Consider the following 14,841-nt stretch of genomic DNA (forward strand, 5'->3'; position numbering starts at 1 on the left):
TTATTTTTTAACCACTATAAAAAGCAATTAAAGATGAGGCAATGGCTTTGCGTTCTAGCGCGAAAAATCGCGATTGACTTCTAAAATAAGAAAAATAGCGGCTAACTTACCTAAAATCACTCCAACTTAATAAATAGCAGAGCCATTTAAGCACTGCTCTGAGACTTTGGATGCTTCGCCGTGAGAGTGCCTATCCTCTTCTACAAACTGATCAACAAGAGGATCAACCAGGTTTTCTTGCTTTATGGTATCGAGAGCGTGTTGCAGCTTAGTGACCACCTCTGGGGATGTGTTTTTGTTAAGTGCCAAGTAATTACCCACTAAAGCAGGGTGCTTTAACTCAAATACCGGTGTGACTTGGTCTGGTCTCATACCTACATTCATCAATTGTGATGACAGAGTGAGAGAGGAGCCAATAAGCAAATCATGCTTGCCTTGCTTAAACATTTTAAGCTCTTCGAACTTTTTTGAGTAAGTTAAAAATTGCTGGCCTTCAGTGAGGTTAAAATCAGCAAGAACGGTTTGATATACATCACCACGAGATACGCCAATGGTGTAGTTTTGCAACGACTGTGTACTCGTTACTTTAATGTCGTTGCGATTATTTAAACGGTATAAACATGAATGCCCAGATACCAAAGGGCCAACCCAGTAAAATTGAGTTTCTCGCTTTGCGGTACGTGAAGTAGAGTAAATGCCTGCATTCGGTTGGGCGAGGGTTAGTGATATTGCACGCTTCCAAGGCAATACACTAAACGTACAGCTCAACTTGGCTCTTTCGCACAAAGATTCCATGATTTTGGTGTTAATACCGGTGAGCTGATTGTGCTCCACAAAGTTATAGGGAGGGAACACTTCAGTATACAAAGTCAATTGTTCAGCACTCGCCATTGCAGTGCTGGCAGTGAATAAACTTACTATTGTTAAATGCTTAAACATCGCTCTTAACTCCAGTTTTTAACAGGTTATTCTGGTTTAACAATTCGACTTAACTGTTTTTGCAGTGTATTTAAACAAAATGGTTTGATAATAAAGCCGTTCACTTTTGCTGTTATCATCTCGCTTACTGTTTGCTTGCTGTCTTCACAGGTTACCATCAATACAGGTAAATCACTTAGGACTGGGTTTTCGCGAATATGATTAAGCAAACATTTACCATCCATTTTCGGCATGTGCAAATCAGTAATCACCAGATCAAAGCTGTGTTTTTCGAGTAAGCCAAACGCTTGAGCACCATCAGTCGCCTCCGTTATATCCTTATACTCAAGCCTACGCAACATGTTTATCAACACGTGGCGCATAAGAGGCATATCGTCAACAACCAATATTTTCATCTAGAGCACTAATAAGCTTTACAGTATTTAAAGCTTAGTTTGCTAACTCAATAACGCAATAAACCAGAAACTAAGAAAAAATATCGGCAACAAGCTGACTAAGTCGTGCAATTTTAATATTACTCAACTGGCGATAGTCAAAATAAGGGCAGACAATCACTTTATCAGATTTACTAATAGCAAATTCATCATCGAGCCAAGTTAATTGGCAATGTAAAAGCCCATCATTTATAAGCTGTTTAGCATGAGTTCGCCCTGCAATTATATGTAATTGCTCTGGTTTGCCTAATATCGGCGGGCTAAACAGTAATGCAGTTTGGCTATGTGCTTGCAGCAGTTGATCATCGCGATAGCTCTGCCAGTCAGCTGCTTTTTTAGCGAAATCATAATATTCACTTGGTAGTGCAAACAGCATTTTGCCATACACGTTAAAAACTTTGCGCCAACCATTTCCACACGCTTGGTTTATTTCGTTTATCTGGCCGGGTTGCATTGCATGCAAATGGTCAAGCTGTTGCCAAGCAGGCATCGGCGGGCGCTTTTCTATATAAACAGCGACTTTAAACGCCTCATCACCAAAACCTTGCAGTGGCGCACTATTAACGACACTCATGACTTTTTAGCGAGGATTCGATCAAGATTATTTGCAAAGTTTTGTCGGTCAGCCTGGCTTAACGGCGGTGGGCCACCGGCCATTTCAACGCCACTTGAGCGCATTGTTTCCATAAAATCACGAACATTTAAACGTGAGCGAATGTTTTCAGTCGTATACAACTCACCGCGTGGATTAAGCGCTTGTGCGCCTTTTTCGATAACTTCAGCAGCTAAAGGAATATCACCGGTGATCACCAAATCATTTGGTTCGATGCGCTTAACAATTTCGTTATCGGCAATATCAAACCCCGAAGATACCTGCAAACGGCTAATATACTTTGAAGGGGGTACTCGCATCGCATGGTTCGCCACTAATGTGGTGAAGGTTTGTGTGCGCTCTGCGGCACGAAATAATATTTCTTTAATAACGACGGGGCAGGCGTCTGCATCAACCCAAATTTTCATGCTGTTCTCTATCTTTAATTTTAGACATTAATAGTTTACCGTAATTGAACTAAATTAGTGCTATTAACGTATTAATTTGTTTAATTTTTAAAGGGAGTAAAAACGTGCAAACACCATTAAAGTTAATCGGGATTTTATGTATCACAGCCATTTTATCTGCGTGTACAGGCGTGCCAGACAACATCAAACCCGTCGATAATTTTGAGTTAAACAAATACACAGGGACTTGGTACGAAATTGCACGTTTAGATCATTCATTTGAACGCGGCCTTGAGGGGATTACCGCTGAATACTCAATCAACCCTGATGGCAGTGTAAAAGTTATCAATAAAGGTTACAGCGCTGAAGATAAAGAATGGCAGCAAGCTGAAGGTAAAGCGAAGTTTGCAGAGCAACAAGACATAGGTCACTTAGAGGTATCATTCTTTGGGCCATTCTATAGCTCATATGTAGTATTTGAATTAGATAAGCAAGACTATCAATACGCTTATATTACTGGCTATAACAAAGAGTATTTATGGTTTTTGTCGCGCACACCGACCGTGACAAAACAGCAAATGCAGGACTTTATAAACACAGCAAAAGAGTATGGTTTTAAAACAGACGAGCTTATTTATGTTGACCATAATAGCTTGTAAAGGGGCTTTACAACTGTCTTTAAACTATCACGAATGTGCAACACAACTGTAATGGATGCTAGGCAAACTTAGCGTCGTTAATTTGAAACAACATGTGATCCCCCAATTTAATCCCCTGCTTGGGTAGGCATTGCCTACCCATTTTTTTAGTTACTTAATTAAGCATTATTGCAAATTGGTATCAGATCAGTTTTTTACTAACTAAACTAAAAAATCATTACCGAAAAGCCACACAACAGCAAAACAGACATAGTTAATACACTGACACGCTTTACCCATGAAACAGTAAAACTGTATAAAATCATGAGCATAAGTACACTTAAAGCCATATAACCGCAAAACAGCAATGCGCCGTACCCAGCATCTAACAGCACGCAAAGCACTAAACTTAGTAAAATACTGATCCAGCCGCTTAATAAAAAGCTATTTCGCTGTTTTTCGGTTAATTTCTTTTTAAATACATCACGAAAATGATTGAATTTTGCAAGTGCAAAACAATTAAACCCTAAAAAGCAGAGACTAAATTGCAGTAACTCCATCATCCTTGTTGCTCCTTTAACAGCCTGTTTTTATTTAATTTAGTCTTATTTGTAGCGGTTTTATGGCTAGGTATTTTTTTGCTTTGTAGTAAAAACAGCAGCCCAGCACAAATAAACGCACTATCAATACCGAATAAGGCCCACTGCTGAGTTAGTAAATACGTGATCCAATTACCATCTATTGTCAACGCATTTACCACAGGTACTAATAAGCAAGCAGCAGCGTTAAGCCAAGCACTATAGCGCCAGTGGCGTTTTTCTCGGCCGATCACAGCAACAACTAACATCGCCAGCCAAGCTAAGAAAAACACGAGTATTTCTTTATCGGCACGCCCAGCTAACTCTAAAGGTAATAAACGATTGGCAATGAAGAACGTCGCGGTTGCAAGGGGTAAGCCCATCAGTGTGGCTAAATTTAGTGTCTCAACGAGCTTAAGTCCAAAGCTTGGTTTTTGGTCTGCTTTGAGTCTCTCGCGTAAGCGCTTAGCCCACATGATGCAGCCTGTAGCTATCATGGCACAGCCTGCAACACCACAGAAAAAATACAACCAACGCAGTAAAGGCTCCGCTAAGCGAGCGCTATGTAATGCAGTCATTGAGTCATAAAACTGCGCCGAAGCGCTCCAATCTTCGCCAGAACTCGCTTCAAGCTCGCCTGTTACACCATTGAATAAGTAGCGTGGTCCGTTATCTACAACCTCTTTGCCGGTTGCCAAATAAACCACTATTTGTGAGGTCGCTGTATTGGCATTTCTAACAAACACATAGCTAATGTCGGCATTCGGTGACTTAGTATAAATCTGATCTAACACATCTTTGATTGCCACCATAGGGCGCTGTTCTTCACTAGGCTTTGCACGTTTATTAATAGGCAATGCCTCATCAAACATTTGCCTTAAGCCATTTTCATATACGGTTTCGGCAGGGTAGGGGAACAGCATAAATATCAACGTGATAATCCCCGTGTAGGTGATCATGATATGAAATGGTAAAGCCAGCACAGACGAAACATTGTGTGCATCAAGCCAACTTCGGCTACCTTTGTTTGCTCTAAAGCTAAACATATCTTTAAAAATACGTTTGTGGATCACGATGCCAGTTATAAGCGCAACCAACATAAATAATGAAGCTAAACAAACAATTATCCGTGCAGTAAATACATCTATGTAATGTAAATCAAAGTGTAAGCGATAGAAAAAGTTACCCCCTTTAGTTTCTCGAGGTTCGGGTAATTGCTCTAAGGTATTAGGGTCTAGATGCGTATAGTTGAAAGGTGCTCGGCGCTGACCTGGCTGTTTAGGCTCAGCAAACCCATAGCTTAAAATAGGGTTACGCGGCTCAGGTAAGTTTATTCGCCAAGATAATGAATTAGGTGCCTGTTGCTGCAATTGCGCAAACACATAATTAATTTGCTCGGCTTGAGACTGAACCCGTTGCGCCTGATGCTGCACATGGTGTGTTTCGGGCTTGGCCCAAATAGTGATTTCATCCTTAAAAAAACTGATAGTGCCAGCAAAAAAGATTAAGAACAGTAACCAGCACACCAGTAGGCCAACCCAGGTATGAAGCCAAGTCATTGAACGGAAAAAGCTCTCTTTCATAACCATCCGTTAATCAATGAAAGGGCCAGCAATTGCCCACCAGTTGTTAGTAAAATAGTGATCCAAACGGTCTTTAAAGACTTAACGGCAAATACCCAAATAAACACACAACAGTAAAAAAATACCGATAGAGTCGTTGTTAACAGCACGCTGTCGAGTTTATTAAGTGGTAATAACACAGCTAGTAATGAAATAAGCACACTGGTAAAGGCGTAACCACCAATAATGGCCGCAACGAAACGCAAAAACACAGCAACACGATAAGATAGGCTCACAGAGCGCTTTTTAGCTGTATTTTTAGGGCGATTGGTTGTCACTGCATCTAATGATTGAGAATGCATGATAATCCCTTAAAAAATAACACGAGAAGAAAACCCCGTATTATATCGCCGACAAACAGAAAAGATAGTAATTATCATTTGCATAAGCGTATTAAATAGTGAAACAGAACCAACTAAGTCGATCTGTTAGTAAAATAATGATCTGCTAGCTTTGTTCTGTGCAATATCATATGGTGTTAAGTAAATAAAAAGGGAGTTGTAATGAAAACAATAGGCTTAATCGGTGGCATGAGTTGGGAGTCTACACAAAGTTACTACCAACTTTTAAATCAAGGTGTTAAAAACAAACTTGGGGGGCTGCACAGTGCCAAGATAGTACTCGTCAGTCTCGATTTTGCAGAAATAGCAGTGCTACAACAGCAACATGATTGGCCACAGATGGCTGAGATACTCATTAAAGCCGCTAAGCAAGTTGAAGCTGCGGGCGCAGATTATCTATTAATTTGTACCAACACCATGCATAAACTAGCTGAGCAAGTTCAAGCTGCGGTTGCAATTCCTTTATTACACATTGCTGATGCAGTTGGTGAAAACCTGATCCAACATAACTTTAAAAAAGTGGCTTTGCTGGGTACCCAGTTCACTATGGAACAAGACTTTTACAAGCAACGCCTAGCAGATAAATTCGTCATAGAGGTATTAATTCCTGATGCACAGGGGCGTGAAACAGTGCATCGAGTGATTTATGATGAACTATGTAAAGGCATCATCAGCCCAGAATCTAAAGCCGAGTATTTAACCATTATTGATAATCTAACTCAGCAAGGTGCTGAAGCCATTATTCTTGGTTGCACCGAAATAGCCTTGTTAGTTCAACAAGCAGATACATCGATTCCATTACTTGATAGTACAGCACTTCATTGCGCTATGGCGCTTGAGAATAGTTTTAATTAGGAGCACATCATGTCGAACCACCATAGCCTAAATTATGTTGAATTTGCTGCTAAAGATTTAGCCGCAACAAAAGCATTTTTTCATCAGGTTTTTAAATGGCAATTTACCGACTATGGCCCTGAATACACGGCCTTTAGCGCTGAATCAGCGGGCCTTGATGGCGGTTTTTATCAAGCCCCATTAACTAGCTTGACCAATAATGGCGGCGCGCTACTGGTGCTTTATTCAAATAATATTAAAGAGACTCAAGCACAGGTGGAAAAACACGGCGGCACAATTATTAAGCCCTTGTTTGATTTTCCTGGAGGCTGTCGTTTTCACTTCACTGAGCCAAGTGGTAATGAGTTAGCAGTTTGGTCAAAGCAAGCATAGATCATATTTTTACTAACTCATGAGTACTCAAACACTAATAGAACAAGTTAGTAAATGCGTGATCTGCGAGCCTCATTTAGCTCTTGGGGCGCGGCCCGTTATTCAATTTAATCCTCGAGCTCGCATTTTAATTGCTGGTCAAGCACCGGGAATTAAAGTGCATGAAAGTGGCAAACCTTTTAATGATGCAAGCGGGCAAAGGCTTCGTTCTTGGCTTGGTGTAACGAGTGATGAGTTTTACGATAAACGCAATTTTGCTATCTTGCCGATGGGTTTTGTTACCCTGGCAAAGGAAAATCAGGTGATTTACCGCCAAGAAAAGAGTGCGCGATTGCATGGCGTGAAAAGCTCTTAGCGCAACTAAATAATATTGAGCTCACCATTATCTTAGGAAAGTATGCGCAGGCATATCATTTACCCCACACTAAGCAGCTGCCCTTAACTGAGTTAGTAAAATCGTGGCGTGAATATTGGCCAAATTACTTGCCACTGCCTCACCCAAGCCCTCGCAATAATATCTGGCTAAAGAAAAATCCGTGGTTTGAGCAACAAGTATTGCCTGAGCTTAGTAGTAAAATACGTACAATTTTAGCAAGGTAAAAAATGGAAAATAACTTTTTTGCTGAAAAAGGCTACTACCATGTAAAGGGCCTTTACACAGAGAGTGAGCTTAGCAAGGTAAGGCCAATTCTCGATAAATTTCATCATCACTGGTTGCAAGAAAACCAATCTTTTTACCAATCCAGAGGGATTAATAGCTCAGGTTTGACTGGTGCTGCATGCTTAAGTGTTGAGGAAAAGTTTGCTCTTTTTGAGTTTGTCAGCTCTAACACTCTATTGAAACAGGTTAAAGGTATTGTTGCTGATCCTCAGTTTATGAATACTCAACTATTCTTTAACCCTTACAACTCTAAACAAGCAAATTATTGGCATCGCGATATGCAGTATCACTTAGAGTTTGATGCGCAAAAGGCCGCTCTTAGCGGCCCTGAAGTATTACATTGCCGCGTTGCTTTTGAAGATGAACCGGGAATAGAACTAATACCGGGTAGTCATAAAAACTGGGATTCAAATGAAGAGTTAACTGTTAGATTAGAACAACAGGGCGCTCGCAATAGTGACTCACTGACTCGCGGTAAAAGTGTGGCACTCAAAAAAGGTGACTTACTCATATTTTCGGCAAATATGATCCATCGGGGCTTGTACGGCATGAATCGTTTTGCCCTTGATATTCTTTACTTTGAACGTCACTCAAGCCTTAATGAGTTTGTACAAACTGGATTTTTACCAACTGCAGAACAAAAGCAGCAGCTAAAAAACGCGATGGTATTTGAGTAAGCAAAAAAAAGCGGCTTCTTAGCCGCTTTCTTTATTTTATTGCACTGTTACTGCAACATTGCGAACAATTCTTTTAATTGCGGCATATATTGCTTAACTAAGTTAACGTTACTTTCGCTAACATCTGCTGTTGCAGTAATTGCTTTAACACCTTCTAAAGCACCTGCCATTGAGCGTGTACCTGCATCAGATGATGATGCTGTAAGACTTTGTAAACCGCTCATCGCTTGATTTACACGTTGCTTGTTCTCTTCTGACATACCCGCTTTAAGGTTTTCTAAATACGCCATTGATACCTCTGAGCCAACAGTAACTAACTGATCAGGTGTGAAACCATATTGCTTGGTCAGGGCTTCAAACTCTGTGTATAGCTCGTGATCTTTAATGTGGCCTAATGCATCCATTACTGACGAACTGTCAACACCATCAGAACTACCTAGCATACCACCGAGATTTACAGTATCTAATTCAGACTGATTTTGTGACCAATTGACCACAGCAGGTAAGGCTTTTATATAACGCTGTAGCTGGCTTTCAGTAATATCTTCTGCGAAACTAGAAAAGCTCATCGCCAGTAGACTAATAGAAATAAGTAGTGCTTTCATCGTGATCTCCTTTCTTTCAAAATGGTTAGCAATTGGCTCACATGATAGAGCGATTATGTTTGGCCAATTACAAATGTTACAATACCTTTTTTACCACAGTTAACTGAACCTGATGTTAATTATTTCTAATACCGTCACAATTGATGAATGGGAGCTCGACTTTAGTGCGATCCGCTCGCAAGGTGCAGGCGGCCAAAACGTCAATAAAGTAGCCACTGCAATTCATCTTCGTTTTGATATTAAGCGCTCAAAACTACCTGACATTTACAAACAGCGTTTACTTAATTTAAATGATTCTCGAATTACCAAAGAGGGCGTTATTGTCATTAAATCGCAAAGTCATCGCACGCAAGAGATGAACAAAGAAGACGCGCTTAATCGTTTGAAAGAATTAATCGTTAATGCCACACAAGTACAAAAGGCGCGCAGAGCGACAAAACCAAGCAAAAGTTCTCAGAGAAAACGCATGGACAGCAAAACCAAAAGGGGACAAACAAAAGTATTAAGAAAAAATGTAAAATTCTAACTTTCACATCAGAAGATCGTGTCAAAAATAAGCAGAACTGTAAAGAAGTGTAACTTGTTAACAAAGTTAATTGATGGTTAATCCTGCCGCGTCTATAATAGTCATACAAACTCAGCACTAATGAAGGAGCCGCGTATGGGCCAGAAATCACGCATTGTTGCCGCTGCAATGATAACGCTGTCAGCTTTGCCTATGTCGGGCTTTGCTGTAGATTCATGGCAAGCCGGAAACGCGTATCCGCAAGGTAGTGAAACCTGTTATAACGAAATTCTTTATAAAGCCAGATGGTGGGCAACTCCAGGTGAAGAACCTGGCAGTTCGCAATGGGGTGCTTGGGTTGCAGATGTCGCCTCAAAAACCTGTGTACAGAGTGTTGTAAAGAAACAAGACGATTTACTTAAGTCTTTACCCACCATTTTCGAACCAAATAATAAAAAAGGGAGTTCTGATTAACTCCCTTTTTTGTGCATTTTGATTTTTAATCAAACGTATGATGCCTTGTCATTTCAAAGCGATTTAAGATGTGATGCATTATATACACCGCACATAAGCTCAATAGTATTGCCACAGACACTGACGAAAAACGATACAGTGCGCTGTATACGAGATCTTGTCCCGGCCCTAATGACTGGCCAAACAAAATACCAAATGTGGTGATAATACCAAAGCCTACACCCGGAATACCGCCACCAATTATGTGATAACGACTAAAGATAAAAGTCAAAATCCACAGAATTAACGCCGGAAATATCAAAATATCGGTGTGGTTATACAAAAATAACTGTGCCACTAACGCTAAGTTACACCCAATTAGGGTGCCTATTGCACGTTGCCATGCCGCCATACCAGCTGCTTTCCAGCACAACGAAAACAATATCAGTACCGAGGCTGCTTGAGCTGAAATTGAATCTTGTAAATCAAAGACCTGAAATACAACAAATGACAAGGTTGCTACGGTTGAACAAAGTAATACTTCGTGGCGCACACTTTCTTTTGCTTTTTCTGGCATTACCCGACCTTGGCGTGGTGCAACATCAGGGAATAAACCATGCATTAGCATCGAGAACACCACTGTAACAACAACGGCAACAGCGTTACTAATGATTAACGGATAAATACTCACACCACCGCCGGTGTAAGTCGAAAAATGCAATTGAATCGACAAACTCACTACCGTTGTGGCGCCAAATAAAAAGTTAGCACCACGGCTCATTTGATAGAACAAAAAGGCAAAAGCGATAAAGCTCATCATTGTCATAACAACAGGCAGGTGTGCAAACAACCCTTGCACAACCAGCACAAACAGCGCACTGAACACCGCGCCTGCGTAGAACTGACGAATAATATGCATGTTAAGCACAGGCACTAAGCCGAGCAATAGCATAGGGTAAACAGTAAAAAAGATGCCATTCGGCCAGTTCATCAATTTTGCCAGTGCAAACCCTAGTGCTGAGCCCGTGGCAATGCGTAGCGCTTGGCGTAAGCCATTACCATCGAGTTGCAATACTGACATAACTCACCCTGCCTTAGTAAATAAAGTGCAGAACACTAATGAAGCGAATTTGCATGCTTGCAAACCAGCTACCGATGCTAGAGTCAGGCAGAAGTTGCACAGTTGCACGCGCACCACTTGGAAATTTAGCCAGCATCTGGTGTTCATCTAGTTGAATATGGATACGTTGACGCTGTGCATCTCGTACCCAACGGTTGCTGCTTTCAGTAGCACTGAGTAAACCGTTCGCGTTAAGCTGACCATCACTGACACCCGCTTCAAAACTAATAATTTTGCCAGTAAACACTTTGCCCGGTAGCGCATCAAAGCTGACTTTTGCAGTACTACCAATTTGTACATGAACTAAAGACTTTTCACGAAAATCAGCCACTAAATCAGCTTTATTAGCAACAATCGCCATTAACGGCTGGCCTTTATTAGCATAAGTACCCGGTGTTACTTGTAAGTTTGCTGTTTTACCGTCGGTATCGGCTGTCACAGTGGTGTACGACAGATTTAGTTTCGCTTGTTCAAGCTGGTTTTGAGCATGGCGAAGCGCTAAATTGTCATCACCTATTTTACCGCGAGCTAATTTAGCCTCGCTAAGCTGGGCTTCAATTGCAGCCACATTCGCTTTGCTTGATTGATAGTTCGCATTGATTGTTTCGTACTCTTGCTCTGAAATAGAACGTTTTTTCAATAGCGACTCACCGCGTTCAAACAGCAACGTTTGCTCATGCAGCTTAGCTTGAGCCGCCGCTAACTGTGCTTCTATTGCCTTCACACTGCTATCTAAACGTTGGTTTTGTAGTTTTGCATCATCATATGCAAGTTCAGCTTGTTGCACGGCAAGCTCAAACGGCTCATCGTTAATCTTAAACAAGGCTTGCTGTTTTTCGACAGCTTGATTATTGGTCACTAACACGTCGGTTACGCGACCACTTACTTGCGGGGTCACTTGTACGACAGGGTGATACACACGAGCCTGCGGTGTGACAGGCATATACAAATCGGCAATCACAAAATATAAAAATAAAACAATAAAACCCGCTAAAGAGATTTTAACGTAACGGGCAAACTTTTGATCTGGTGTCATAACGTTACTTATCTCCTGAATAATGACGGATACACTGACGGGCGTTTTGCTCCATCTGAATTAAACCATGCGCCATGGTATCGAGTTGCTCAGTGGTTAGATCGGCATAAAGATGCTGTTTCACATCGGCAATAATGACCTGCAATGTGTCTAACAATTGTAGACCTTGCTCAGTGAAGTACAGACGTTTACTGCGTTTATCTTCAGCGTCAGCTTTGCGAGCAATAATCTCTTGTTGCTCAAGCTGCTTAATCGTACGGGTTAGTGAAGGCATTTCAATGCCTAAGCTATTTGCTAACTCTTGTTGCGTACAACCTTGGTTTAGATGAAACAGGTGCATCATCGCGGTCCAGCGAGATTGGGTAAGACCCAAAGGCTCAACCGCCAAAGTGACAGCATCGCGACATAAACGATGCACACGGCCCATACTGCCGCATAATGTTAAATCAAGAGTTTCGTGAAAAGGGGAGTGGAAGACATGATGCGCTCCATTTACTTAGCATGCTAACCATTTTAATATAGTTAGCATGCTAAGTAAATGTTGATGCAATTAATAAAATAGATAGCTGTGTTCGATAAAAGCGAACAACAGCAAAAGTTATCTACCTAATCATACTATTTAGCAATTAACTCTTTGATATGGCTTTCATAGAGGTCTAATTTATCAGCAACAAATCCTGTGTGTTGGAACCGTACTATGCCTTCTTTATCGATTAAAAAGCTGCTCGGCATCCCTTTAAGTTGATATTGCCTACCAATAACAGCGTCTGGGTCGTAAATAATATTAAAGTTCACTGCAAACTCAGTTAAAAAAGCATCGGCATCACTGCGCTCAACATCAATGTTTACAGCAATCACTTTAAGCCCTTGCTGTTGATACTTGCTCTGCATGGCTATAAACCAAGGAAATGACCGTCGACACGGGCTGCACCAAGACGCCCAGAAATCGAGTAACACGACTTGCCCTTTGTATTGATTCAATAGTTGAGACAGCTGCTGCTGACTTGCAGCTAAAGGAGGGGTAGAAGGGTGCTCTGCCATAGCAGCAGAGCTCGTAAATAAAAGACATGCAATTAAGGCGTATTTGATCATTGATAATTTAATAAATTCGCTGGTGAATATTGGTCAGTGAGCACCTTGATATCCGCTGGCCAATCTTGATTACCCTTAGTATAAAACAAATGCTCGCTGAGTAACTGCAAATCAACGTCGTAAGGGCTTAACTTACTTGCTAGCTTGTTGGCGCGCTCAGTTAACTGTTGCTGGCTAGGCATAGTCTCGAAGCCAGCTAAAATAATGCGATTAGAGTTTTCATCGGTCACAACATTCACAAAGTCACCAAACACATCGAAATAAGTTGCCGACTCATGCTGATATAACTTGCTTGATGAAAAGGTATTTGCAGCAACAATTCCGCCATCAGCCAAAACACTTTTTACTTCTGCAAAAAATTCCTTAGTGAGGAGGTGCTCTGGGATATAGTCCCCATTAAAGGCATCAAGAATAATCCAATCGTACTTTTGTTTTTTAAGTGCGGCGCGTTTAATGAAAATACGGCCATCTTGCACCTTAGACGTTACGTTATCAGTTTCTACAAAGCTAAAATAATCACGGGCAACTTTTATTACCGCAGGGTCTATTTCGACATTTTCGATATGAGCACTCGGGTAAAGCTCATGAATGGTATTAGATAGCGTGCCACCACCTAAGCCAATGATTAATACATTTTGAGGGTTATCAATAAATAATAAGCTTGCAAACGTCATTTTGGTGTAATTAAACACCAGCTTTTTAGGCTTACTCTTATACATACAGCTTTGCGTGCTTTTACGTGTTTTTTCGTTGAATTTTAAACACAGTAAATCGCCAGACTTCTCAACTAAAATATTGCGATAAAGCGAGCGCTCTTTATGTATTACTTCTGCCAAGCTGCTAAAAGGCAGTGTCATGATCAAACAAAGCGTTAAGACTCTAAACATACGGTACGCTCCTTTGTTTTTATTTGACTAACCGCAATTGCAAGCAAACCAAGTGCGCCTAATACCGCTGCAAAGGTTTTAATGATGTCGTTAACATCAAACGCTAACACCATATAAAAAGAGGTAATAATCGTACCAAGCGCACTACCTAGGGTGCTCACAAAATACAAACCACCGGCAACCTGACCACTTTTTTCATGATCGGTAACCAATAATCGCACTGAGTAAGGTGAGATCATTCCGAGTATTGTTGTGGGGATAAAAAACAACGCAGTTGATGCCAACAACGAACCGTAACGACTGTCTTCAATATGGGTGAAAATAAAGGTCATAATTGGCTCTGCAAACAATACAATTGGCACCACCATAATGCTTGCCACAAAGAAAATGAGTCCATATTTAGTTAACGAAGGATTGCGAGTAGAGAGCTTGCCACCAAGTAAATAGCCGAAAGATAAGCTCAACATAAATACAGTGATAATACTGCCCCATATATGCACACTGCTACCAAAGTACGGCGCTAAAATTCGCCCGCCTAAAAGCTCAATTCCCATAATGCAAAAGCCGCTACTAAAGGCTAAAAAGTAGATAAGCGCATTGATTTTATTCATTAAACACCCGCTGATTTTGTTGTTATTTTACCCATCTTAACCTGATGCAGATAAGGATGCTATGACTGTTTTTTAAGCTGTAAAGGCCGTTGACAAAATAACACCCTTCAAAATAAATACTTAAAAAGGCTAGGTTAAAGTACATGTGCTCTGGTATTTTACTGGGAACAAATTAAGCAAGGATAAATGCAATGGATCAGCAAGTAACACACATCAATATCGACAACCCGACAACGTTATTTGGCCTCAAAGTTCGCACCTGCAATATGAATGAAATGAGTGGCGAAGGTGCCAAAATAGCTGGCTTATGGCAGCAGTTTTACACAGACATAGCGCCAAAATTAACCCCATCTAGCCAAGTTTATGGCGTGTACACTCATTATGAATCTGATGTCACAGGGGAGTTTGATGTCTTT

Annotated in this window: 21 protein-coding genes and 1 pseudogene; 8 read left to right on the plus strand and 14 right to left on the minus strand. The window is 40.9% G+C overall.

Translation table 11 applies throughout. The annotated features are described in order from the left end of the window. Window positions 1-126: 126 nt before the first annotated feature. The 4 genes from P4S60_RS21395 to P4S60_RS21410 form a co-directional block, all read right to left on the minus strand. Window positions 127-939: a substrate-binding periplasmic protein gene (locus P4S60_RS21395; protein ID WP_337117508.1), complete on the minus strand. Its 813-nt coding sequence runs from the start codon at window positions 937-939 to the stop codon at window positions 127-129. A 26-nt stretch (window positions 940-965) separates the two neighbouring features. Beyond that, complete coding sequence (locus tag P4S60_RS21400) at window positions 966-1,334, minus strand: response regulator (RefSeq protein ID WP_337117509.1); 369 nt, start codon at window positions 1,332-1,334, stop codon at window positions 966-968. 70 nt (window positions 1,335-1,404) lie between these two features. Further along, window positions 1,405-1,947: a DUF6942 family protein gene (locus P4S60_RS21405; RefSeq protein ID WP_337117510.1), complete on the minus strand. Its 543-nt coding sequence runs from the start codon at window positions 1,945-1,947 to the stop codon at window positions 1,405-1,407. Continuing rightward, a complete protein-coding gene (locus P4S60_RS21410) occupies window positions 1,944-2,393 on the minus strand; it encodes a YaiI/YqxD family protein (protein ID WP_054563136.1) in 450 nt (149 codons plus the stop codon). Before P4S60_RS21410 ends, P4S60_RS21405 begins: the two co-directional genes overlap by 4 nt. A 104-nt stretch (window positions 2,394-2,497) precedes the next feature. Between P4S60_RS21410 and P4S60_RS21415 the strand changes: the two genes are divergently transcribed. After that, complete coding sequence (locus tag P4S60_RS21415) at window positions 2,498-3,031, plus strand: lipocalin family protein (protein WP_337117511.1); 534 nt, start codon at window positions 2,498-2,500, stop codon at window positions 3,029-3,031. 206 nt (window positions 3,032-3,237) lie between these two features. Here the strand turns inward: P4S60_RS21415 and P4S60_RS21420 are convergent, their stop codons facing one another. From P4S60_RS21420 to P4S60_RS21430, 3 genes are read right to left on the minus strand one after another with little or no spacing between them, the layout of a single operon-like run. After that, the gene (locus tag P4S60_RS21420) at window positions 3,238-3,573 is read right to left on the minus strand and encodes a DUF3325 domain-containing protein (protein ID WP_337117512.1); all 336 of its coding nucleotides are present in this window, start codon (window positions 3,571-3,573) and stop codon (window positions 3,238-3,240) included. Next, window positions 3,570-5,171, minus strand: a complete 1,602-nt coding sequence (locus P4S60_RS21425; protein WP_337117513.1) for a PepSY-associated TM helix domain-containing protein — start codon at window positions 5,169-5,171, stop codon at window positions 3,570-3,572. Before P4S60_RS21425 ends, P4S60_RS21420 begins: the two co-directional genes overlap by 4 nt. Then, a complete protein-coding gene (locus tag P4S60_RS21430; protein WP_337117514.1) occupies window positions 5,168-5,512 on the minus strand; it encodes a hypothetical protein in 345 nt (114 codons plus the stop codon). Before P4S60_RS21430 ends, P4S60_RS21425 begins: the two co-directional genes overlap by 4 nt. A gap of 201 nt (window positions 5,513-5,713) precedes the next feature. On the opposite strand from P4S60_RS21430, the gene P4S60_RS21435 reads away from it, so the two are divergent. From P4S60_RS21435 to P4S60_RS21450, 4 genes and pseudogenes are all read left to right on the plus strand, one after another. Next, window positions 5,714-6,406 carry an aspartate/glutamate racemase family protein gene (locus P4S60_RS21435; protein WP_337117515.1) on the plus strand — a complete coding sequence of 231 codons (693 nt, stop codon included), beginning with the start codon at window positions 5,714-5,716 and terminating at the stop codon, window positions 6,404-6,406. 9 nt (window positions 6,407-6,415) lie between these two features. After that, window positions 6,416-6,778 carry a VOC family protein gene (locus P4S60_RS21440; protein WP_062565443.1) on the plus strand — a complete coding sequence of 121 codons (363 nt, stop codon included), beginning with the start codon at window positions 6,416-6,418 and terminating at the stop codon, window positions 6,776-6,778. 19 nt (window positions 6,779-6,797) lie between these two features. Further along, a pseudogene (locus tag P4S60_RS21445) lies at window positions 6,798-7,378 on the plus strand (uracil-DNA glycosylase family protein). A gap of 3 nt (window positions 7,379-7,381) precedes the next feature. Then, a complete protein-coding gene (locus P4S60_RS21450; protein WP_337117516.1) occupies window positions 7,382-8,116 on the plus strand; it encodes a phytanoyl-CoA dioxygenase family protein in 735 nt (244 codons plus the stop codon). Window positions 8,117-8,163: 47 nt separating this feature from the next. Here the strand turns inward: P4S60_RS21450 and P4S60_RS21455 are convergent, their stop codons facing one another. After that, entirely contained in the window at window positions 8,164-8,721 is a 558-nt protein-coding gene (locus tag P4S60_RS21455) for a short-chain dehydrogenase (protein WP_337117517.1), read from the minus strand. Window positions 8,722-8,833: 112 nt separating this feature from the next. On the opposite strand from P4S60_RS21455, the gene arfB reads away from it, so the two are divergent. Next, complete coding sequence (gene arfB, locus P4S60_RS21460; RefSeq protein ID WP_337117518.1) at window positions 8,834-9,247, plus strand: alternative ribosome rescue aminoacyl-tRNA hydrolase ArfB; 414 nt, start codon at window positions 8,834-8,836, stop codon at window positions 9,245-9,247. 135 nt (window positions 9,248-9,382) lie between these two features. Continuing rightward, window positions 9,383-9,700: a hypothetical protein gene (locus P4S60_RS21465; protein ID WP_063703816.1), complete on the plus strand. Its 318-nt coding sequence runs from the start codon at window positions 9,383-9,385 to the stop codon at window positions 9,698-9,700. A gap of 25 nt (window positions 9,701-9,725) precedes the next feature. On the opposite strand, the gene P4S60_RS21470 is transcribed toward P4S60_RS21465, so the two are convergent. From P4S60_RS21470 to P4S60_RS21495, 6 genes are all read right to left on the minus strand, one after another. After that, entirely contained in the window at window positions 9,726-10,760 is a 1,035-nt protein-coding gene (locus P4S60_RS21470; RefSeq protein ID WP_337117519.1) for a DUF2955 domain-containing protein, read from the minus strand. 13 nt (window positions 10,761-10,773) lie between these two features. Next, entirely contained in the window at window positions 10,774-11,835 is a 1,062-nt protein-coding gene (locus P4S60_RS21475) for an HlyD family secretion protein (RefSeq protein WP_235377416.1), read from the minus strand. Window positions 11,836-11,839: 4 nt separating this feature from the next. Then, a complete protein-coding gene (locus P4S60_RS21480) occupies window positions 11,840-12,262 on the minus strand; it encodes a MarR family winged helix-turn-helix transcriptional regulator (RefSeq protein WP_337117520.1) in 423 nt (140 codons plus the stop codon). Window positions 12,263-12,450: 188 nt separating this feature from the next. Further along, the gene (locus P4S60_RS21485; RefSeq protein ID WP_337117521.1) at window positions 12,451-12,876 is read right to left on the minus strand and encodes a TlpA disulfide reductase family protein; all 426 of its coding nucleotides are present in this window, start codon (window positions 12,874-12,876) and stop codon (window positions 12,451-12,453) included. A 47-nt stretch (window positions 12,877-12,923) separates the two neighbouring features. Further along, a complete protein-coding gene (locus P4S60_RS21490; protein WP_337117522.1) occupies window positions 12,924-13,814 on the minus strand; it encodes a spermidine synthase in 891 nt (296 codons plus the stop codon). Further along, window positions 13,799-14,425, minus strand: a complete 627-nt coding sequence (locus tag P4S60_RS21495) for a fused MFS/spermidine synthase (protein WP_054563122.1) — start codon at window positions 14,423-14,425, stop codon at window positions 13,799-13,801. Before P4S60_RS21495 ends, P4S60_RS21490 begins: the two co-directional genes overlap by 16 nt. A 191-nt stretch (window positions 14,426-14,616) precedes the next feature. Between P4S60_RS21495 and P4S60_RS21500 the strand changes: the two genes are divergently transcribed. Beyond that, window positions 14,617-14,841: GyrI-like domain-containing protein (locus P4S60_RS21500; protein WP_442961778.1), on the plus strand; the 225-nt coding region annotated here is incomplete at its 3' end.

The organism is Pseudoalteromonas sp. Hal040 (assembly GCF_037162425.1).
Taxonomy (GTDB): Bacteria; Pseudomonadota; Gammaproteobacteria; order Enterobacterales; family Alteromonadaceae; genus Pseudoalteromonas; species Pseudoalteromonas gelatinilytica.